The sequence below is a fragment of the Halanaerobaculum tunisiense genome, assembly GCF_054657635.1.
In genome coordinates, this window is sequence record NZ_BAAHYI010000006.1 from 1 (window position 1) to 19,169 (window position 19,169).

17 protein-coding genes are annotated in these 19,169 nt (G+C 36.3%); 14 read left to right on the forward strand and 3 right to left on the reverse strand.

Features of this window, described 5'->3' with window-relative positions; all coding sequences use genetic code 11:
* Positions 1-80 precede the first annotated feature (80 nt).
* The 3 genes from ACYQ3D_RS06610 (at position 81) to ACYQ3D_RS06620 (ending at position 3,378) form a co-directional block, all read left to right on the forward strand.
* On the forward strand, positions 81-1,043 hold the full coding sequence (locus tag ACYQ3D_RS06610) for a hypothetical protein (protein WP_459837262.1): 963 nt from the start codon (positions 81-83) through the stop codon (positions 1,041-1,043).
* 171 nt (positions 1,044-1,214) lie between these two features.
* The gene (locus ACYQ3D_RS06615) at positions 1,215-1,877 is read left to right on the forward strand and encodes a PrsW family intramembrane metalloprotease (protein ID WP_459837264.1); all 663 of its coding nucleotides are present in this window, start codon (positions 1,215-1,217) and stop codon (positions 1,875-1,877) included.
* 127 nt (positions 1,878-2,004) lie between these two features.
* Positions 2,005-3,378, forward strand: a complete 1,374-nt coding sequence (locus ACYQ3D_RS06620; protein ID WP_459837265.1) for an NAD(P)/FAD-dependent oxidoreductase — start codon at positions 2,005-2,007, stop codon at positions 3,376-3,378.
* Positions 3,379-3,641: 263 nt separating this feature from the next.
* Here the strand turns inward: ACYQ3D_RS06620 and ACYQ3D_RS06625 are convergent, their stop codons facing one another.
* Entirely contained in the window at positions 3,642-4,199 is a 558-nt protein-coding gene (locus tag ACYQ3D_RS06625; protein WP_459837266.1) for an MEDS domain-containing protein, read from the reverse strand.
* Between the two features lie 330 nt (positions 4,200-4,529).
* Here ACYQ3D_RS06625 and ACYQ3D_RS06630 point away from each other — a divergent pair, with 330 nt between their 5' ends.
* Positions 4,530-4,682: an aspartyl-phosphate phosphatase Spo0E family protein gene (locus ACYQ3D_RS06630; RefSeq protein WP_459837267.1), complete on the forward strand. Its 153-nt coding sequence runs from the start codon at positions 4,530-4,532 to the stop codon at positions 4,680-4,682.
* Positions 4,683-4,833: 151 nt separating this feature from the next.
* On the forward strand, positions 4,834-5,088 hold the full coding sequence (locus tag ACYQ3D_RS06635; RefSeq protein WP_459837269.1) for an AbrB/MazE/SpoVT family DNA-binding domain-containing protein: 255 nt from the start codon (positions 4,834-4,836) through the stop codon (positions 5,086-5,088).
* 53 nt (positions 5,089-5,141) lie between these two features.
* Here the strand turns inward: ACYQ3D_RS06635 and ACYQ3D_RS06640 are convergent, their stop codons facing one another.
* Positions 5,142-5,681 carry a TlpA family protein disulfide reductase gene (locus ACYQ3D_RS06640; RefSeq protein WP_459837271.1) on the reverse strand — a complete coding sequence of 180 codons (540 nt, stop codon included), beginning with the start codon at positions 5,679-5,681 and terminating at the stop codon, positions 5,142-5,144.
* 328 nt (positions 5,682-6,009) lie between these two features.
* On the opposite strand from ACYQ3D_RS06640, the gene pcrA reads away from it, so the two are divergent.
* The 5 genes from pcrA (at position 6,010) to ACYQ3D_RS06665 (ending at position 12,092) form a co-directional block, all read left to right on the forward strand.
* On the forward strand, positions 6,010-8,118 hold the full coding sequence (gene pcrA, locus ACYQ3D_RS06645; protein ID WP_459837272.1) for a DNA helicase PcrA: 2,109 nt from the start codon (positions 6,010-6,012) through the stop codon (positions 8,116-8,118).
* A 265-nt stretch (positions 8,119-8,383) separates the two neighbouring features.
* The gene (locus tag ACYQ3D_RS06650) at positions 8,384-9,307 is read left to right on the forward strand and encodes a manganese-dependent inorganic pyrophosphatase (RefSeq protein ID WP_459837274.1); all 924 of its coding nucleotides are present in this window, start codon (positions 8,384-8,386) and stop codon (positions 9,305-9,307) included.
* A 194-nt stretch (positions 9,308-9,501) separates the two neighbouring features.
* On the forward strand, positions 9,502-10,365 hold the full coding sequence (locus tag ACYQ3D_RS06655) for an LPP20 family lipoprotein (protein WP_459837275.1): 864 nt from the start codon (positions 9,502-9,504) through the stop codon (positions 10,363-10,365).
* Between the two features lie 15 nt (positions 10,366-10,380).
* A complete protein-coding gene (locus tag ACYQ3D_RS06660; RefSeq protein WP_459837276.1) occupies positions 10,381-11,418 on the forward strand; it encodes a CsgG/HfaB family protein in 1,038 nt (345 codons plus the stop codon).
* A 254-nt stretch (positions 11,419-11,672) separates the two neighbouring features.
* Complete coding sequence (locus ACYQ3D_RS06665) at positions 11,673-12,092, forward strand: ferritin-like domain-containing protein (RefSeq protein WP_459837277.1); 420 nt, start codon at positions 11,673-11,675, stop codon at positions 12,090-12,092.
* Positions 12,093-12,132: 40 nt separating this feature from the next.
* On the opposite strand, the gene ACYQ3D_RS06670 is transcribed toward ACYQ3D_RS06665, so the two are convergent.
* On the reverse strand, positions 12,133-12,810 hold the full coding sequence (locus tag ACYQ3D_RS06670) for a potassium channel family protein (protein ID WP_459837279.1): 678 nt from the start codon (positions 12,808-12,810) through the stop codon (positions 12,133-12,135).
* Positions 12,811-13,105: 295 nt separating this feature from the next.
* On the opposite strand from ACYQ3D_RS06670, the gene ligA reads away from it, so the two are divergent.
* The 4 genes from ligA to gatB all read left to right on the forward strand — a co-directional run bounded on the left by ligA (position 13,106) and on the right by gatB (position 19,141).
* Positions 13,106-15,088 carry an NAD-dependent DNA ligase LigA gene (gene ligA, locus ACYQ3D_RS06675; RefSeq protein ID WP_459837281.1) on the forward strand — a complete coding sequence of 661 codons (1,983 nt, stop codon included), beginning with the start codon at positions 13,106-13,108 and terminating at the stop codon, positions 15,086-15,088.
* 613 nt (positions 15,089-15,701) lie between these two features.
* Positions 15,702-15,998 (forward strand): Asp-tRNA(Asn)/Glu-tRNA(Gln) amidotransferase subunit GatC, encoded by a 297-nt coding sequence (gene gatC, locus ACYQ3D_RS06680; RefSeq protein WP_459837283.1) that lies wholly within the window; start codon positions 15,702-15,704, stop codon positions 15,996-15,998.
* Between the two features lie 226 nt (positions 15,999-16,224).
* Positions 16,225-17,679 carry an Asp-tRNA(Asn)/Glu-tRNA(Gln) amidotransferase subunit GatA gene (gene gatA, locus ACYQ3D_RS06685; protein ID WP_459837284.1) on the forward strand — a complete coding sequence of 485 codons (1,455 nt, stop codon included), beginning with the start codon at positions 16,225-16,227 and terminating at the stop codon, positions 17,677-17,679.
* Between the two features lie 16 nt (positions 17,680-17,695).
* Positions 17,696-19,141 (forward strand): Asp-tRNA(Asn)/Glu-tRNA(Gln) amidotransferase subunit GatB, encoded by a 1,446-nt coding sequence (gatB, locus tag ACYQ3D_RS06690; RefSeq protein ID WP_459837286.1) that lies wholly within the window; start codon positions 17,696-17,698, stop codon positions 19,139-19,141.
* Positions 19,142-19,169: the final 28 nt, after the last annotated feature.

Genomic DNA, 19,169 nt, shown 5'->3' on the forward strand with positions numbered 1-19,169 from the left:
ATCTTCCTAAACAAGGTAAAAGAAGAAAAGTATCTAAATACATAATTAACAGCTAAAAATGCGTCTAAGGGTGATAACTTATGGAGAATTCAGAGGTTACAGAGGAAGAAGTTACAGAGGTAACTAAGGCCCGAGAAAGTGATTACTTGTGGATTAAAGGTAAGTTTAATTATGGCGGGCGGAATAAGACTTATGGTTTACTTAGTTGTATTCTTGATTTAACAGAGGAGAATATGACAGGATTAGATCTGTTAGTAACTGATGAAGGAATAGATATCCAGTTAGGTGTTTCTTTAGATCAGTTTATAGAAGTGATTAATAATTCAATTACTGATTATAGAAGTTCTAAAAGTAAAGAAAAATTAGTTTCTAGTCTCACTACAGCTGAGATAGATCAATTATTAACTGCGGAGGAGAGATTAGAGGCGGCTACAGAAATATTTAAAGAAAAGTTAGAAACAATCATCCAGGAAACAATTAAGATTAATCTGGAGTTAGAATCAATTACTGAATCTGAGGTTAAAGAGAAGTATCCGGATTTATTTACAACCGAGGAACCAGCCGAAGAGGAAGAGCAGCTAGAAGAGGCAGAAGAAAAAGAAGTAGAGCCAGAAGATGATGGGCTGCTGAATGCTAAATTGGTACTAAAGTGTTCCCCGGTTATTTCTGCTGTCCGAGGGAAAAAGATTACTAATCTGCAGTTGCAGGATAGAGTAGTAGTCCAGGTTGTTGATAATCGTAGCGTAGGTCAGGATATTGCTGATTTATTACAACAGGAGCGGGGCCAAGTAACAGGTGTGCTTGAAGGTATCGAGTATAACCAGGAATTGGATCGTTATAAGATATCAGTTAGATTTAAACAGAATATCTATGGGAAGTTAGTCGTTGACCCTGAGGTTAAATTGGCAATTCCTGAGGAAGATATGGTTACTAAGCAGGAAGATACTAGTTCAGGTTTTGATCTTGATCAGGAAGTATTTATTCTGTTTGGTGTTTTAGGAATTATTGCCTTGCTTATAATTCTTATTTTTGTCTTTTTGTAGGATTAACTCCTAGATTTTAGGATGGGTTGGAGCTATTGTTTTGAACTTGAACTAGCTGACGACAGATAGCTGACAGCTGACGACTATGTCACTACTTTTTTTATTTAGAGAATAATTATTTCAGACTGGAGATATAATAATAACAATAATGTTACTTTTAGGAGGATAAGTATGAATCCGTTTTTGGTATTAGCTGTATCTCTAGTTCCTGGTTTATTATGGGTTTATTTCTTCTACCGGAAGGATAAATATGAACCTGAGCCAGTGAGATTGATTTTACTAGCTTTTTTATATGGAGCACTAGCAGTTATTCCTGTAGGATTGGTAGAGTATCCTTTTTCTGATTTGATGTCTCGCCCTCCTAATTTAGTAGTCTTGTTATTTTTAACAATAGGAGTTATTGGTCTAGTAGAAGAGGTAGCTAAGTTTGCTGTTATTCGGTTTACTATCTACAAATCCGATCAGTTTAATGAAGTTATGGACGGGATTATTTATTCTGTTTCAGCAGGTTTAGGCTTTGCTGCTGTGGAAAATTTACTCTATACAGGACTCTTTGGTTACCAAGTTGGTTTATCCCGGGCAGTGATTACTAGTTTGCTTCATGCTTCTTTTTCCGGGATTATGGGGTATTACTTAGGCCGAGCTAAGATGGAAGAAAATAGTTCTTTGATCTATTTTGGTCTAGTCCAGGTGATTTTATTACATGGTGTCTATGATTTTTTAGTCTTAGGTAGATTTATCTCTAGTTATGTAGTCTATGCTCTAGTAGCTATCCTCTATATCTATTTATTACGGTTGATTAATTCTGCTGTTGAAGCATCTCCTTTTAAATAAACACGAACAATTATTGAATTTACGAATAAAATATTAAGATTTAGCTTGACTATGGGAGTAGAATTTGGTAATATCATTAGTGGGTTTTAACTAAGGATTATTTATTGCTTGCGAAAGGGATGATTTGATGGCAGAGTATGATGTAGTAATTGTAGGGGCTGGCCCAGCAGGTATCTTTACTGCTTTGGAGTTAGTTGACAACAGTGATTTAGAGATTATGATAGTCGAAAAAGGTAGAGATATTGACCAACGTGATTGTCCTCAGAAGAGTCAGAATATTAATTGTGTTGGCTGTAATAATTGTTCAGTTGTCTGTGGCTGGGGTGGAGCCGGAGCGTATAGTGATGGGAAATTAACTCTCTCCAGTGATATCGGTGGTAATTTAGACAATTATATAGGTTCAGAAAAATTAGATGAGTTAATTGATTATGCTGACCAAACTTACTGTCACTTTGGGGCCCCAGATAAGATTTATGGACCTAGTGCTGAAGTTCAAGAAGAGATTAATCGGCAAGCAACCTTGGCTGAGCTGGATTTTATTCCGTCTGAAATTAGACATTTAGGAACTGGCTATAGTCAAACTGTCTTAAGTAATATGAAGGATTATTTACTGGAGCAAGGAGTAACAGTTAAGACAGGAGTCCGGGTAACTGATATTCTAACCGAAGAAGAGACAGCAACTGGGATTCGAACAGACCAAGGAGCGGAAATAACAGGTTCTAATATAGTAGTAGCTCCTGGTCGAGAGAACTCAGAGTGGTTAGCTTCTGAAGCAGACAAATTAGGAATTCCAACTAAGATTAATCCAGTTGATATCGGGGTTAGAGTGGAACTGCCAGCAGCAGTAATGGAAGATTTAACTGATGCAGTCTATGAATCCAAATTTATCTACCACTCTCCTACTTTTGATGATCGAGTCAGAACTTTTTGTATGTGTCCTAATGGGGAAGTGGTCAATGAAAATAATAATGGTTTGATTACTGTCAATGGCCATAGTCATGCTACTCGGAAGACAGAAAATACTAACTTTGCTTTATTAGTTAGTAAAACCTTTACTGAACCTTTTAAGGAACCAATTACTTATGGTCAGGATATAGCTAAACTGGCTAATTTATTAGGTGGTAGAGTCTTAGTCCAGAGATTAGGTGACTTTTTAGATGGGCGACGTTCTACGTCAGAAAGAATTAAGCGGAGTATTGTAGAACCAACTTTAAAGGATGCTACGCCAGGAGATTTAAGTTTAGTCTTGCCGTATCGTCATTTAACTGCTATAGATGAGATGTTACAAGCACTAGATGAAGTCTGTCCGGGAGTCTATTCGCGACATACTTTATTGTACGGAGTAGAAGTCAAGTTTTATTCTTCGCGGTTACAGCTTAAAGATAATTTAGAAACTAAAATCTCTAATTTATACGCCGGTGGTGATGGAGCTGGAGTAACTCGTGGTTTAATGCAAGCTTCTGCTTCCGGAGTAGTTATTGCTCGAAATATCTTAGCTTAAGCTTCCAGTCTCAGGGCTGGAGCTTTTTTTTATCTATATACCTTGTTGAATAATTAATTTGGAGTTGTTATAAACAATATATTTTAGAGAGTGACTCTTAAACTTAACCCGTATCAGGATGATGTAAGGGTTAAGTTTCGAGAATGAAGAAAGCATGAGGCTGACTGAATGGCAAACGGCTGAAATATATTGTGAAAATAAAACAGTTTATTACTGGAAAAATCTTTTATTCAACAACCTAATCTATAATTATATTTAAGGTTTTAATTTTGGAATAGATTCTCTCTTTTTTTAAATCTGAACTGATTTAATATATGAGAATGAGTTTTTAAAGACTCATTAATTATTTTTTCATCTATAATATCTTCATTTTCAAGATAATCATTAAAATTGTAAATACAAAGCATTGAAGAATTTGTTTCTTTAAATGATTTTGTCAACTGTTGCTCCCAGTCCAAAAAATCTTTTTTTGAGGTTTTTTGGATTATATATGAAGGTTGACCAATCCATCTGATACCAGTATAGTTATTATTTAGACTTTCTTGTTTTTTAATATTTTCTTTTATTGAGTTTTGACCCTTTTTATAATCTGTAATTAATTTTTTAACAGAGTGAAATTCGATTTTTGTCCTAAATTTTGGAGATAATGTTGTTTTATTTATCAGTTCATGGTATAATTCAGGCTTCATTGATATATATATTAACTTCTTATTTTTAATTGCATCTATTATATAATTATATATATTTACAAAAAGATGTTCCTTATTCAAATAGTAAAAAGAAGAATGTAATCCAGATGATTCATTCATTGATCTACTCATTTTTATCCCTCCAATTATTTTAAAATGATATTATACTCATTCAGATAATAATGTTATTTTTTTCACTAAATATAAAATAATTAATTTTTAATTGAATATTTCTTAACTACTTTTTTAATTCCTGCAAAAATTTCCTTATAATTTTAATTATTTCTTATCCTTTAATTTTCCTATCTTTTACCTCTTTTACTGCTGCCCATAACTTAAATAACAAATTATTCTAACTGAAAAATTTTAGTTTTTGTTTGGAATAAATTTAAATATTTAGTATAATTGTTATTATGGTATTAATCACTATGATTAGTTATTGACATTTGGAGGTAATTAATATTGAATGATGAAATTGAGAGTAAAAAAAAAGAATTAATTAAAAAAGTTCGTAGAAAAGATGGTAATTTTCTTAATTTAGAAGTACAAAAAACAAGCAAAGAATTAGATGAATTAATAATTAAATATATAAAGGAAAACCAAAAAACAACTTAAAAACTAAATTTTGCTTTTCTGTTAATTATGATAATAGCTGTTTAATAATGAAAAAATATAGCTGGAAGATGAAATTTTTTTGACATAAGTTGGTATAACTGATATAATCCTTGTTGCAATATGTCGAAATATGTAATAAGGGGTGAAAATAATGAAGTCAACTGGAATAGTTAGAAAAGTAGATGGTTTAGGTCGAATGGTAATTCCTATTGAGTTAAGAAGAACATTAGGAATAGATACTAAAGATCCATTGGAGATTTATGTTGATGGAGATAAAGTGATCTTTAAAAAGTATGAACCTGCTTGCGTTTTCTGTGGTGAAGCAGGAGATGTTACTGAATTTAAAGACAAGCTTATTTGTTCTGATTGTATAGAAGAAGTAACAGGCCAAGCAGAATCAGCGTAATACTTAACCTAAGGTAGTAAGACTCTAATTAGAGTCTTACTACCTTTTTATTTTTAATTAGCAGTTTCTCCTCCCCCAAGATGTTCCTCGATTAAGTTTGTTAATTCCTGTTTATCCTGGAGTCCTACTTCTGTATAAGGTTCGTTATAGGGTTGATAAAAGACTAAAGCAGGAATAGCAGTAATTTCCAGTTGTTTAGTTAATTCAGTTTTAGTATCAATTACTAGCGGGAAGTCAACTCTTTTTCGTTGGGCAATATCTTTAATTTTTGTAGCCGATAAAGCACCGATTCCGACAGCTATAATCTGGACTTGGTGGTTAGTTTCCTTTTTTAATTGGGCCAACTTCTCTAATTGGAGCTGGCAACTCTTTGATTTGGGTAACCAAAAGAATAAGATAGTCGGCTCTTCTAGCTGATCAAAAGCAATTTGGTGGCCTCCAATACTCTCTAGGGTAACCTCAGGTAGTTGGTATTTTTCCTCCGAGTTAGCTATGCCGCCTTCCTTGAATTTAATAAACAAGCTAATTACTCCTCCAATTACTAGACTAATGATCAACAAACAGATAACGAAGAAAATAATTAATTTTTTCATTTTTCCTCCTTTCTTTTCAAATTACTAGCTAAGAGTTTCGCAACGACATTTAAACTTTTTAGTGCCTGATTTTTAAAGGTTTCGAGTGACTTTCGCACTGAGCTTATAAATTCTTTGTTCACGGGTGTGAAATGGAAGGTGAAATGAGATTGAATCAAGCAAATTTACTATTTGGTTAATCTCATTTCACCTGGAATGAAACGAACAAAGAAAGTATCTGAAGGAAGAAAGCCCTTGAAACCTGCTTGTAAAATTGTACTACTGAATGTTAGACAAAAAGCTCATTCTAAGTTATAATATTAGAGAAACTAGATTTAGGAGGAATAGGATGGATATTTTAACTGGATTAAATTCTGCCCAACAAGAGGCAGTAGAACATAATCAAGGACCGTTATTGATTTTAGCAGGAGCAGGCAGTGGAAAGACACGAGTCTTGACCCATCGGATTGCCTATCTAATTCATCATTATGATGTTGATCCGACTAATATTCTGACAGTTACTTTTACCAATAAAGCAGCTACCGAGATGAAAGAGCGAGCTAAGGAGTTATTACATCGAGAGAAAAGTCTTCCGTGGATGGGGACCTTTCATTCGATTTGTGTCCGGATTTTACGCCGAGAGATTGCTAAGTTAGGTTATGATTCTAATTTTGTTATCTTTGATACTACAGACCAGCGGAGTCTGCTCAAAGATATCTTACGAGATTTAGATATTGATACGCAAAAGTATACTACTTCAGTTATGAGAAAGATCTCTAGTCTCAAAAATGAACTAGTTGGCCCTAAGAATTATCAGCCGGATGATCAATTTACTCAGATAGTAGATAGAGTTTATCCTGTCTATCAAAAGCGGTTACTAGCTAATAATGCCTTAGACTTTGGCGATTTAATTATGAAGACAGTAGAATTATTCCAGGAGCATCCTAAAGTTTTGGATTATTACCAAGAAGAATTTAAATATATTTTAGTTGATGAGTATCAGGATGTTAATCAGGCCCAGTATAAATTCCTTCATTTATTATCAGCCAAGTACAATAATATTTGTGTAGTTGGTGACGATGACCAGGGGATTTATGGGTTTAGAGGAGCAGATATTAGTAACATCTTAAGCTTTGAAGAGGATTATCCTACTACTAAGATAGTTAAACTAGAACAGAATTACAGGTCTACTAAGAAGATTTTAGAGGCTGCCTATCAGGTGGTAGCGCAAAATTCTTACCGAAAAGAAAAAAAGTTATGGACCGAAAATGAAGCTGGAGCACCTTTAGAGTTATATCGAGCTCAGGATGCGCAACAGGAAGCTAGTTATATAGCAAAGCAAATTCAACAGTTAACTAACCAGGATAAATCCTATTCTGATTGTGCTATCTTGTACCGAACTAATGCGCAATCTAGAATTCTAGAGCAGGTTTTACTTCGCCGGGATATTCCCTATCGGATAGTTGGTGGGGTTAAGTTTTATGAACGTAAAGAGATTAAGGATATTCTAGCTTATCTAAGGGTAATCTATAATCCAACTGATGATGTTAGTCTAGCTAGGATAATTAATGTACCGCGGCGGGGGATTGGAGCTACTACCTTTGAGCGGTTACAGGATTATGCGCGTAGTCAAGCTAGTAGTTTGTTAGAAGCAATGCAGGATTTAGATCAGATAGATAGTATTAGTACTCGGTTTAGCAATAATTTGGCCCAATTTAGAGAATTAATTACTTACTTTAGAGACCGAAGCGAAGAAGTCTCCGTCTTGACTTTAACCGAGGAGTTATTGACCGAGACAGGTTATTTAGCTGAACTACAAGCTAAGAATACAGATAAAGCCCAGGATAGAATTAATAATATTCGGGAATTACTAACTCATATGGAGCAATTTGGTGAAGAAAATCCTGCTAGTGGATTAAGTGAGTTTTTAGAGGAAGTAGCTTTATTATCAGATATTGATAATTTAGATGAAGACCAAGAATCTGTAGTCTTGATGACTTTACATAGTGCTAAAGGATTGGAGTTTCCAGTTATCTTTTTATCCGGCCTGGAAGAAGGTCTTCTACCCCATAATAGATCTTTAGATAATGAGCAGGAGTTAGCTGAGGAAAGAAGACTCTGTTATGTAGGAATTACTCGCGCTGAAGAAAGATTGTATTTAACCCATGCTCAGCGGCGGAAGATGTATGGGAGGACTAAGTTTAAGGATCCTTCCCGGTTTATTGGTGATATTCCAGAACACCTATTTACTCCTGATGATCAGGAAGAAACTAAGCAGGAGACAGCAGAAGCAACTACCTTTTCTGCTGGAGATAAAGTAGCCCATCAACGCTGGGGCCAAGGTACAGTCATTAATGTAACTACTAGTGATGGTTTAGAACGGATCAAAGTTTCCTTTCCTCAGGAGGGAATTAAGGCACTAGCAGTGGAGTATGCGCAATTAGAGAAAGTTAAGTGATATAAAGTGGCACTTTCGTGCCACAGCTATCAGCTGTCTGCTATGTGCCGTGTGCTAATTCAAACCCTTCAATTCAAAATCACAGATATAGTTTATAATCCCTTAGAAAACAGGAATTATAAAGGTTTATATTTTGAATTTAAAAGTTTTGAATTGGCTGATAGCACACAGCAGACGACAGATAGCTGATATAAATGTTTTTAATTATCAATTATAAACTGTAAACTGTAAACTGTAAATTAAAAGAAAGAAAGGGGAGGAAAAAATGAGTACATATGTTGTAGGACATCAGAATCCAGATACTGATTCTATTTGTGCTGCTATTGCTTATGCTAATTTAAAACAGGAGTTAGGAGCAGATGTAGAACCAATTAGAGCTGGTAAGGTAAATGCTGAGACGGAGTTTATTCTGGACAAGTTTGGGGTGGAGGCTCCTCAGTTAGTGGAAGAACTTGAGCAAGGAGCAGAAGTTATTTTAGTTGATCATAATGAACAGAGCCAAGCAATTGCTGGTGTAAAAGAGGCAGCAATTCAAGAAATTATTGATCATCACCGGATTGGTGATATTGAGACTGGTAATCCTATTTATTTCCGGAATGAGCCAGTAGGTTCCACTGCTACGATTGTAACTAAACTTTATCAAGAGCAGGGAGTAGAAATTGCTGATCAGATGGCTGGCTTATTATTATCAGCTATCTTATCTGATACAGTTATTTTCCGGTCTCCTACTTGTACGGAGACTGATAAAAAGATTGCTAATAAGTTAGCTACTCAACTAGGTGTAAATATTGAAGAGTATGGTAAAGAAATGTTTAAAGCTGGTTCAGTTGTTAGTCAGTTAGAACCAAAAGAGTTAATTACTAATGATTATAAAGAATATGAGTTTGCTGGCGAGACTATTGGCGTTGGCCAGATTGAGATTATGGATGTTAATGAAGTTGCTGATATTAAAGAAGATATCTTAGCTGAAATTAATAACTTAATTGCTGAACGAGGATATAAATTTTTAGTATTAATGGTAACGGATATCTTAGCTGAGGGAAGTCTATTATTATTCCCAGCCGATACGCAAGATATTATTGCTGAGGCCTTTGAAGTTGAGACAGAGGAGACTGAAGTTTATTTAGAGGGAGTCTTATCTCGGAAAAAGCAGGTAATTCCTGTTTTATCAGATTATTTAACTGAATAATTAAGCAATTAGAGTCTAGCCTATTGGCTAGGCTCTTTTTTAATGAGGGGTAGTTATTACTCCTGCTTACTTTATTTTTCTTTTAAAAGAGGAATTTACATGGTAACGGAGAACTAGTAAATTTATAAGAAGAAGTAATATTCTGGAGGTAGCAAAGTTATTGCTAAAGATTAAATAATAGAGAGGTGATTAGAGTGTTTAAGAGATTAGGTATCTATTCTGTAACATTTTTATTGATCCTGAGTCTAGTTTTAGGTGTAGGGGCTGAGGTTAGTCAAGCTGATGATTTATTTAGTAATGAAAATAAGAAGGCAGAAGTTAATTGGGAGAAATCAGTAGTTAAAGCTCAAGGTTATGGTGTAGCACCTGATTATATTAATAATGATGCCCAAGCTAAACTAATGGCTAGAGAAGCTGCTATTACTTTAGCTCAACGACGGTTGTTAGAAACTATTAATGGAGTCCAAATTGATTCTAGCCAAACAATCAAAAACGCTCAAATAGAATCTAATGTAGTAAACAAGAAGTTGTCTGGGGTAATTAAAGATGCTAGCATTATTAAAGAAGAAAATCCTAAGCAGGAAGTTTATAAGGTAGTAATGGAAGTTAAATTTTATGGGCCAAATGGCGTGCTGAAAGCTATTTTTCCTGAGCTAGAAGGAGCAAATAACCAGTCTAAGCAGCAACAAGTTAATAATTCAACTGGTAATTTGGCCCAAGATTATACCGGAATTATTATTAACACTTTGAATTTAGATGTTGAAGCAGCTTTAGCCCCTAAGGTTTATAGTGGAAATGGTAATTTAGTTTATGGGATGGATGTTATCAACTCCGAAGGAGTAATTACTGATGGAATTGTAGGATATAGTAGAAGTTTAGCTAGTGCTAAAGCTAATTCTAGAATAGGAAATAATCCCTTGGTTGTTAATGCTCAGCGGATGAAAGGGGATTACAAAACAGATATAGTTTTAGCTGCTGACCAAGCTAGACAGGTTAGGCAAGTTGGTCAAACTAATAATATCTTTACTGCCTGCAAGGTAATTATTTTTTTAAATTAAGGGGGCGCTAATTAGATGCGGAAAAAATTATTAATTATTGGTTTATTATTAATTTTAACTGTTAGTTTTGTAGGCTCTGATTATGCTGTAGCCCAAGAATTTAGTGCTGATAATGAGCAAACCCTAAAGAAGGTAGGAGTAGGAGGTTTAGTAATTTTAGGAGTCTGGGGAATTACTAAGTGGATTAGTAATCACAGACAACAAAATTATCAACGCTATTTAAAACGGGGTAAGATGTATTTAGAAGAAGAAGATTATAAACTAGCAGTTAAAAATTTTAAGCAAGCTTCCAATATTAAAGATGATTTAGAGGTAGAAGAGTTATTGCATCAGGCTAAAGGGAAGTACCAACAGAAACACTACCAATTAGGAACAGAGTATCTAGCCGAGGAAGAGTGGGAGTTAGCTTACCAAGAATTTGAGAAAGTTAACCAGTATGGTACTTATTTAGATACCAAACAAAAGTATCAGCAAGCTTATAGTAAGTTAAAACAACTAAAACTTAAGCGGATAGCAACTGTTAAGTTTGATAGTAACTCCTATCATTATAATTTAGGGAGCCGGGCTACTAGCCTATTTACGGCTCAGTTATTAGAGAAAAAACCAAAGTTTATCGAGGTAATTGAACGAGAAGAATTAAATGAAATATTAGCTGAACAGAAGTTAGGGGCTAGTGGAATAATAGATTCGAGTACTGCTCAGGATATAGGTAATATTTTAGGAGTTGATTATCTAGTAGTAGGTGAGGTAATCAGTGGTGATGTTTCCCAAACTAAAGACTATCAAAGAGTAGAAGTCCACTATAAAGATCAAAAGGTAAAAAGGTATACAGTACATAAGGTAGCTTATACCCAAGTATTTTTTAAATTATTAGATGTAACTAATGGGGCAGTAGTCTTAAGCCAACGAGTTAAGAAGAAAGAAACCTATAAAGAAACTTACTATGAAGGAGATTCAGTGGTTGTGCCTTCTGATCAGGAACTAATTGATGAAGCGATGAATAAAGCAGTGAAAGTATTTGCCGAGAAAGTTTATCAGGAGTATGAATTATAAGAGGGTGAGGTCAAGGCCAAGGTCGAGTTTAAGATTAAGTTTAAGAAAACAAACTTTTACTTTTAATAGTAATTATTACTAATGATTACTGATAAGGAGTTTGGGAAAGGTATCTTTAGTGAGGATGATAGAGTGTATAAGCAGGAGCAATTAGAGGAAATATATAATGTAGTCATGACTGTTGTCACCACTGGGTGGGATCTAATCCCCTGAAATGGATTTGATTCTGTAGAATAATAAAGGAGGAGTTAATGATGGATTTTGCAGTAGAGAATAAATTAGGAGTTACTAAAGGAACTGATTTAGAAAAGACAGTTAAAGGCCAGTTTCAAGGTGAGATTAATGAAGTAGGCCAGTACTTAGCAATGGCTCGCCAAGCCCAACGAGAAGGTTATCCTGAAGTAGCTGAGGTACTAAAGAGGATTGCCTGGGAAGAAGCAGCCCATGCTGCTAGATTTGCTGAGCTAAATGGTAAGATCAGTGCTTCTGTTCAAGATGATATTGAGAAGATGCTCCAGGGAGAACAAGGAGCTAATAAGACAAAAAGACAAGCTGCTGTTGATGCTAAAGAGGCTGACCTTGATCCAGCTCATGACTTCTTTGATGAGTCAGCTAAAGATGAAGCACGACATGCTGCTATGTTACAAGGATTACTAGATAGATACTTTGGTTAAACTACTAAGGTGTGGGGAATATTCCCCACACCTTAATTAATTAGATAGCTTGATCTTCTTGTTTTTCTTGCATTAAAGCCAGCAGTTTATCTTTAACTTCTGGGTCAGCTAGGGCAATGACTGTATCTTTAGCTTTAATAGTAGTATCCCCGCGAGGAACAATTGCTTGATCCCCTCTTAAAATAGTAATTAAAATTGCTTCATCAGGAATATTGATATCTTTAATCCGTTTATCGTGACTAAGAGATCCTTCAACTACTTGGATATAATGCATCTTTAGTTGGTTAATGCTATCAGCCCACAAATTAGAAGTTTTGTTCCAGTCTATTTCCTCTTCGATTAAACTCAAGGTCAAGGAGGTAGAACTAACTACTTGATTGACTCCTAACCACTCAAATAATTTTTCGTTACCAGGATTATTGACTAAAGCTATAGTTCTATCGATATCAAACTTTCTTTCTCCTAGTTGACAGATAACTAGATTATCCTGGTCATTATTTGTTGCTGCTACAATGATATCTGTTTCTTCAGCTTCTGCCCGTTTTAGTGAGTCTCGTTTGGTACCATTGCCTAATACGACATTAACTTCCAGTTTATTTTGTAAGTGATTAACTTTTTCTTCTTTAGATTCTACGACAGTTACTTGGTGTCCAAACTTATGGCAGTACTTAGCTAATTGGAATCCTTGTTTGCCGCCCCCAACAATAATAATCTTCATCTACTAATGCCTCCTTTAGTCAACTAAAGGGTTATAGTGATAATTATGCTTTGGATTATGAGTTATTTATGGTTGGTAGTATATAGCTCATAACCCACACTTAATTATTATACTAAATAAATAAGCAATATGCAATATTCTATCCATATTTTTACATGGGAAGGGTTCAGAATCTGTAGCTGATTTTTGAAATCGGCCAGGATTTTGGTCAGTTAAGTCGAAGTAATATATAGAGTTGTATGTTAGAGCCAGAATTAAGGTATACTAAACAGCAGATACTTCTGAGGTGAAGTTAATGACAGATATTAAACAACAGATAGAGGATTTACGAGATCGGATTCGGCAGCATAATTATTACTATTTTGTGTTAGATGAGCCCCAGATCAGTGACCAAGAGTATGACCAGTTAATGCAAGACTTAAAGGAGCTAGAAGCAGAGCATCCTGAGTTAGTAACTCCTGATTCGCCTACCCAACGAGTAGGTGGTAAACCAATTGATGAGTTTTCTAAGGTAGAGCATGAGGTTCCCTTATTGAGTTTAGATAAGGCCTTTTCTGCAGCTGAATTAAGAGAATTTGCTAGGCGAGTTAGAGAGGATTGGGCAGCGGAGTTAGAGTATATAGTAGAGCTCAAGATTGATGGTTTATCAGCTTCTTTAACTTATGAAGCAGGACAGTTTGTCCAAGGAGCTACCCGAGGGAATGGCGATGTAGGAGAAGATGTAACTCATAATTTAAAGACGATTAAGAGTATTCCCCTTAAGTTAGATCAGCAGTTGGATTTAGAGGTTCGCGGTGAGGTTTTTATGCCGCAAGATGCTTTTTTAGACTTAAATAAGCGCCAAGAGGAAGCAGGTGAGAAATCCTTTGCTAATCCTCGGAATGCTGCAGCAGGTTCATTACGGCAATTAGATCCTTCAGTTGTGGCTGATAGACCACTAGATATCTTTGTCTATGATAGTGCTTATGTAGAGGGCGAGGAGTTTGCGACCCATCAGGAAAAGTTGGATTATTTGGCCCAGTTAGGATTTAAGGTTAATCCCCAGCGGAAAGTATGTAGTACTATCGAGGAAGTAATTGCTTATTGTGAAAGATGGACTGCTCAAAGAGAGGACTTAAATTATGGCATTGATGGATTAGTAATTAAGGTTAATCAACTTGCTTTCCAACAGGAGTTAGGAGCTACTGCCAAACACCCTCGCTGGGCTATAGCTTATAAATTCCCAGCGCAAAAGAAGGAGACTACAATTAAGGATATAGAAGTAACAGTGGGGAGAACAGGTGCGTTAACTCCTACTGCTATTTTAGAGCCAGTATTTTTAGATGGATCATTAGTCAGCCGGGCCAACTTACATAACCAGGATGAACTAGAGAGAAAAGATATTAAGATTGGTGATCAGGCTATAGTCCAGAAGGCAGGCGATATTATCCCCGAAGTAGTCGAGGTCTTGCCTGAGCAGAGAACAGGTCAGGAAGAGGACTTTAATCTACCGGACCACTGTCCTGTTTGTGGCGCCGAAGCAGTTCGCTTAGCAGATGAGGCAGTAACTCGGTGTACAGGAGGGGCTTGCCCAGCTAAATTACGAGAAGGAATCCTCCATTTTGTGCAACGTGATGCAATGAATATAGAAGGAGTTGGCCCGGCCTTAGTAGAACAGTTACTAGATCAGGAGTTAGTAACTAATTTAGCAGATTTATATTATCTAGACCAAGAGGACTTAGTTGACTTAGATAGAATGGGAGCTAAGTCGAGCCAGAATGTACTGACTGCCCTAGAGAATAGTAAGGATAACAGTCTCCAACAGGTCCTGTATGGTTTAGGTATTAGGTATGTCGGTAGTAGAGTAGCCCAGATTTTAGCAGAAGAGTTTGCTGATTTAGATCAGATTATAGCAGCTAGCAAGGAAGAACTAGAACAGATTCCGGAGATTGGCCCGCAGATTGCGCAAAGTATTACTACTTATTTTGCGCAAGAACAAAATTTAGAGATGCTTGAGCAACTTAAACAAGCTGGAGTTAACTTTACTTCCCAAGTAGAAAAATCAGCCCAGACTTTAGAGGGCGAGAAGTTTGTTTTGACAGGCAAGTTAGAGGACTTTACTAGACAAGAGGCTACAGAAGCAATTACTGATTTAGGTGGACGAGTTACTAGTTCAGTCAGCGGGGCTACTGATTATCTAGTAGTAGGAGAGAATCCAGGCTCTAAGTATGATCAGGCCCAGGAAGAAGGAACTACTATCTTGAATGAAGAAGAATTCAAAAGGATGATTAGTTATTAATAACAGCTAGTTCGGAAAAGCTACAAAGTAGCTTTTTTCCGAGTAACTTTTATCAAAATATAAAAGTTACCAAAAGATTTCAAGGGGAGAACAATCAATGTTTTCTGCCAGTAAAAAATTGCTATAATATTTAGGCATTCGTAGTTCATATATTACTTGCTGATTTTAACTATAGGGCACTGATTGTTCTCCGATAAAAAATCCAAATCAACTTAATATTTTTTAAGTTTTTTGAATTTTAACCAGGAAAGAGAAGCGCCTTAAGATTAAAAACTAGAAGTTAATTTAGGCTTTGATGCTATTTAATAGCTGAATAATTTTTTTAATGGTAAGAAGCATTTTCTCTTTCCTAAGACTTTTTGGATACTTTTTTGTCGTGAAAAAAGTATCACGGAAAAAAGCTTGCTTGCAAGCTTTCCGGAATGAATTTTAAGGTTGTAGAGATTAAAGTTTAAGTTTACAAAACATTGTAAATTGTAAATTCTAAACTGTAAACTAGATTGAGGTCTAGCTAACCTTATGATATAATCAACAGTTAGTGATAATCAAATTAATTAGAGATTGTAAACTGTAAATTGGAGACTGTAAACTACTGAGAAAGGGTGGTGACAAGATGAAATTAGACCAGGAGACAGTTGAGCGAGTAGCTCATTTGGCTCGTTTAGAGTTAACAGAAGAAGAAATAGAGGAATTTACTGAACAGTTAAGTGATATTTTAGGCCATGCGGAGAAGTTAAATGAACTTGATACCGAAGATGTAGAACCAATGGCCCATGTACTGCCTGTTAAGAATGTCTTTCGGGAAGATGAAGTTAGAGAATCACTACCGCAAGACGAAGCATTAGCTAATGCTCCAGAGAAGGAACGAGGTATGTTTAAGGTACCGCAAATTGTAGAAGATGAGGAATAATTCGTGTGGGTGTGAGGAATGAGTGTGAGTTTAAGTCTAAGCTTGAGTTTGAGTGACATCAAAGTGTCATAGCTATTAGCTGTGAGCTATGAGTCATAAGGTTAAATCTAGATTTTAAGGTTGAATGTTTTGAACTAGCAGACAGCAGATGCAGATAGCAGACAGCAGATGCAGATAGCACACAGCACACGACTATCTAACTGAATAACAAGGAGGGATTAGAGGAATGGAACTTTATAAGCTACCAGCTCATAAACTACATGATAAGTTGACAGCTGGTGAAGTAAGTGCGCAAGAGATTGTGGAATCAATTTATAATCGGATTGACGATGTTGAGTCCGAGGTCCAGTCCTATGTAACTGTGACTAAAGAAGAGGCTTTAGAGCAAGCCCAGGAAGTTGATGAGAAGTTAGCTCAGGGAGAGGAAATTAGTCCTTTAGCAGGAATTCCAGTTGCTTTTAAGGATAATATGTCTACAACTGGAGTAGAGACCACTTGTGGTTCTGATATTTTAGAGGGCTATCAGCCACCTTATGATGCTACAGTAGTGGACAAGTTATCTGCTGAGGATGCAGTGATGACCGGTAAGACTAATATGGATGAGTTTGCTATGGGATCTTCTACAGAAAATTCCAGTCTCCAGGTGACTAAGAATCCTTGGGATACTACTAAGGTACCTGGTGGATCTAGTGGTGGTTCTGCTGCTGCAGTTGCTGCTGGAGAAGCAACAATTGCTTTAGGATCTGATACAGGTGGATCAATTAGACAACCTGCTTCATTCTGTGGTGTTGTAGGTCTGAAGCCAACTTATGGGTTAGTATCTCGGTTTGGTTTAGTAGCTTTTGCTTCATCTTTGGATCAGATTGGCCCGCTTGCTAGAGATGTAACTGACTGTGCGCTAGCTTTAAATCAGATTGCTGGCCATGATGAGTATGATTCTACTTCAGTTGAGCGAGAGATTCCTGATTATACAGCAGAGCTGGATGAAGATATTGCAGGACTAAAGATTGGTGTACCTCAGGAATACTTTGGCGAAGGAATTGACCAGGAAGTTAAAGATTCTGTCTGGCAAGCAATTGAGCAGCTAGAAGAGTTAGGAGCAGAGTACGAAGAGGTTTCTCTACCTCATACAGAATATGCTTTATCAACTTATTATTTGATAGCTCCGGCGGAGGCTAGTTCTAATTTGGCCCGGTATGATGGAGTTAGATATGGTTTACGTAGTCAGAGTCAGGACTTAATTGAGATGTTTAAACAGACTCGTGAAGATGGTTTTGGCGATGAAGTAAAGCGGAGAATTATGTTAGGAACGTATGCTTTAAGTTCTGGTTATTATGATGAATATTATCAGAAAGCACAACAAGTAAGAACGTTAGTTAAAGAAGATTTTGAGAAGGCTTTTGAGGAATATGATATTTTAGTATCTCCAACTTCTCCAACAACAGCTTTTGATATTGGGGATAAGTCAGATGATCCATTAGCAATGTATATGTCTGATATCTGTACAATCCCGGCTAATTTAGCTGGTCTACCAGCTTTATCTATGCCTTGCGGTTATGATAGCGAAGGACTACCAATAGGTTTACATATTATTGGTCCAGCTTTTGCAGAAGAGACAATCTTACAAACTGCTTATGCTTTAGAGACAGCAGTAGATATTAAGCAAGAACCAAGTCTGTAATCAGGAGGTGGAAGCAATGTTAGAAGATTATGAGATTACAATTGGGTTAGAAGTACACGCCCAATTAGATACAGAGACTAAGATTTTCTGTGGTTGTAAGAATGAATTTGGGGCTCAACCTAATACCCATACTTGTCCTATTTGTTTAGGACTACCTGGGACTTTGCCTGTGTTGAATAAAAAGGCAGTTGATTATATTATTGAAGCTGGAGTAGCTTTAGATTGTGAGATTGCTACTTTTAGTAAATTTGATCGGAAGAATTATTTCTATGCTGATTTACCAAAAGCATATCAGATTTCGCAGTATGATTTACCATTCTGTCAGGAGGGGCAGATAACAATTGAGGTAGATGATAGTGCTTATGAAATAGGAATTACGCGGATCCACTTAGAGGAAGATGCAGGTAAGTTGACTCATGCTGGTAGTATTTCTGAGGCAGATAGCAGCTTAGTTGACTATAATCGAGTCGGGACTCCGTTAATTGAGATTGTTAGTGAGCCGGATATTACTTCTCCGCAACAAGCTGTAGCTTACCTAAAGAAACTAAAGACTATTTTAGAGTATATTGGCGTTTCAGATTGTGAGATGGCTGAAGGTTCTCTTAGAGCCGATGCTAATCTATCTTTAGCACCTAAAGGTGCCGAGAAGTTAGGTACTAAGACAGAACTTAAGAATATGAACTCCTTTAAGGCAATTGAGAAAGCATTAACTTATGAAGCTAAACGGCAAGCTAAAGTTTTAGACGAAGGAGGAGAAATAGTCCAAGGAACTCGGACTTGGGATGAAGATGCAGGCCAGACTCTAGCTTTACGCGAAAAAGAGGAAGCCCATGATTATCGTTACTTCCCAGAACCTGATTTAGTGCCAGTAGTTGTAGATCAGGATTGGGTGGCTGAGATTGAAGCTGATATTCCTGAGTTGCCGGCGCAAAGACAAGAAAGATATGTTCAGGAGTTAGGAATTCCTGAGTATGATGCTCAAGTGATTACTGCTGATAGAGAGATGGCTAATTTCTTTGAAGCAGTAGTAGCTGAGTATGATGATGCTAAAGAGGTCAGTAACTGGATGATGGGGGAGATGTCTCGGTTGCTTAAAGAAGAAGAGCAGACTATTGCTGAGATTGAATTTGGCCCGCAGGATCTAGCCGATTTATTAACAATGGTTGCTGATGATACTATCTCTCGCGATGCGGGAAAAGAAGTTTTAGAGAAGATGTTTGCTACTGGTCAACAGCCAGCTACTATTGTAGAAGAAGAAGGTCTCAAACAGATTAGCGATGAAGGTGAACTAGATAGTATTGTAGAAGATGTCCTAGCAGATAATGAATCTGCTGTTCAGGATTATCATGATGGTAACAAAAATGTGATTGGCTTTTTAATCGGTCAGACTATGCAAGCAAGTGGTGGGAAAGCTAATCCGCAAAAGGTTAGAGAATTATTGCAGGAAAAGTTAGAGGAATAATAGAAAAGAAGTAGTAGGAACTAAGCTC

Excerpts from the sequence above, each read along its gene's own strand:
- ACYQ3D_RS06610 (WP_459837262.1), top strand. The coding sequence starts at position 81 with ATGGAGAATTCAGAGGTTACAGAGGAAGAAGTTACAGAGGTAACTAAG.
- ACYQ3D_RS06615 (WP_459837264.1), top strand. The coding sequence starts at position 1,215 with ATGAATCCGTTTTTGGTATTAGCTGTATCTCTAGTTCCTGGTTTATTA.
- ACYQ3D_RS06620 (WP_459837265.1), top strand. The coding sequence starts at position 2,005 with ATGGCAGAGTATGATGTAGTAATTGTAGGGGCTGGCCCAGCAGGTATC.
- ACYQ3D_RS06625 (WP_459837266.1), bottom strand. The coding sequence starts at position 4,199 with ATGAGTAGATCAATGAATGAATCATCTGGATTACATTCTTCTTTTTAC.
- ACYQ3D_RS06635 (WP_459837269.1), top strand. The coding sequence starts at position 4,834 with ATGAAGTCAACTGGAATAGTTAGAAAAGTAGATGGTTTAGGTCGAATG.
- ACYQ3D_RS06640 (WP_459837271.1), bottom strand. The coding sequence starts at position 5,681 with ATGAAAAAATTAATTATTTTCTTCGTTATCTGTTTGTTGATCATTAGT.
- pcrA (WP_459837272.1), top strand. The coding sequence starts at position 6,010 with ATGGATATTTTAACTGGATTAAATTCTGCCCAACAAGAGGCAGTAGAA.
- ACYQ3D_RS06650 (WP_459837274.1), top strand. The coding sequence starts at position 8,384 with ATGAGTACATATGTTGTAGGACATCAGAATCCAGATACTGATTCTATT.
- ACYQ3D_RS06660 (WP_459837276.1), top strand. The coding sequence starts at position 10,381 with ATGCGGAAAAAATTATTAATTATTGGTTTATTATTAATTTTAACTGTT.
- ACYQ3D_RS06665 (WP_459837277.1), top strand. The coding sequence starts at position 11,673 with ATGGATTTTGCAGTAGAGAATAAATTAGGAGTTACTAAAGGAACTGAT.
- ACYQ3D_RS06670 (WP_459837279.1), bottom strand. The coding sequence starts at position 12,810 with ATGAAGATTATTATTGTTGGGGGCGGCAAACAAGGATTCCAATTAGCT.
- ligA (WP_459837281.1), top strand. The coding sequence starts at position 13,106 with ATGACAGATATTAAACAACAGATAGAGGATTTACGAGATCGGATTCGG.
- gatC (WP_459837283.1), top strand. The coding sequence starts at position 15,702 with ATGAAATTAGACCAGGAGACAGTTGAGCGAGTAGCTCATTTGGCTCGT.
- gatA (WP_459837284.1), top strand. The coding sequence starts at position 16,225 with ATGGAACTTTATAAGCTACCAGCTCATAAACTACATGATAAGTTGACA.
- gatB (WP_459837286.1), top strand. The coding sequence starts at position 17,696 with ATGTTAGAAGATTATGAGATTACAATTGGGTTAGAAGTACACGCCCAA.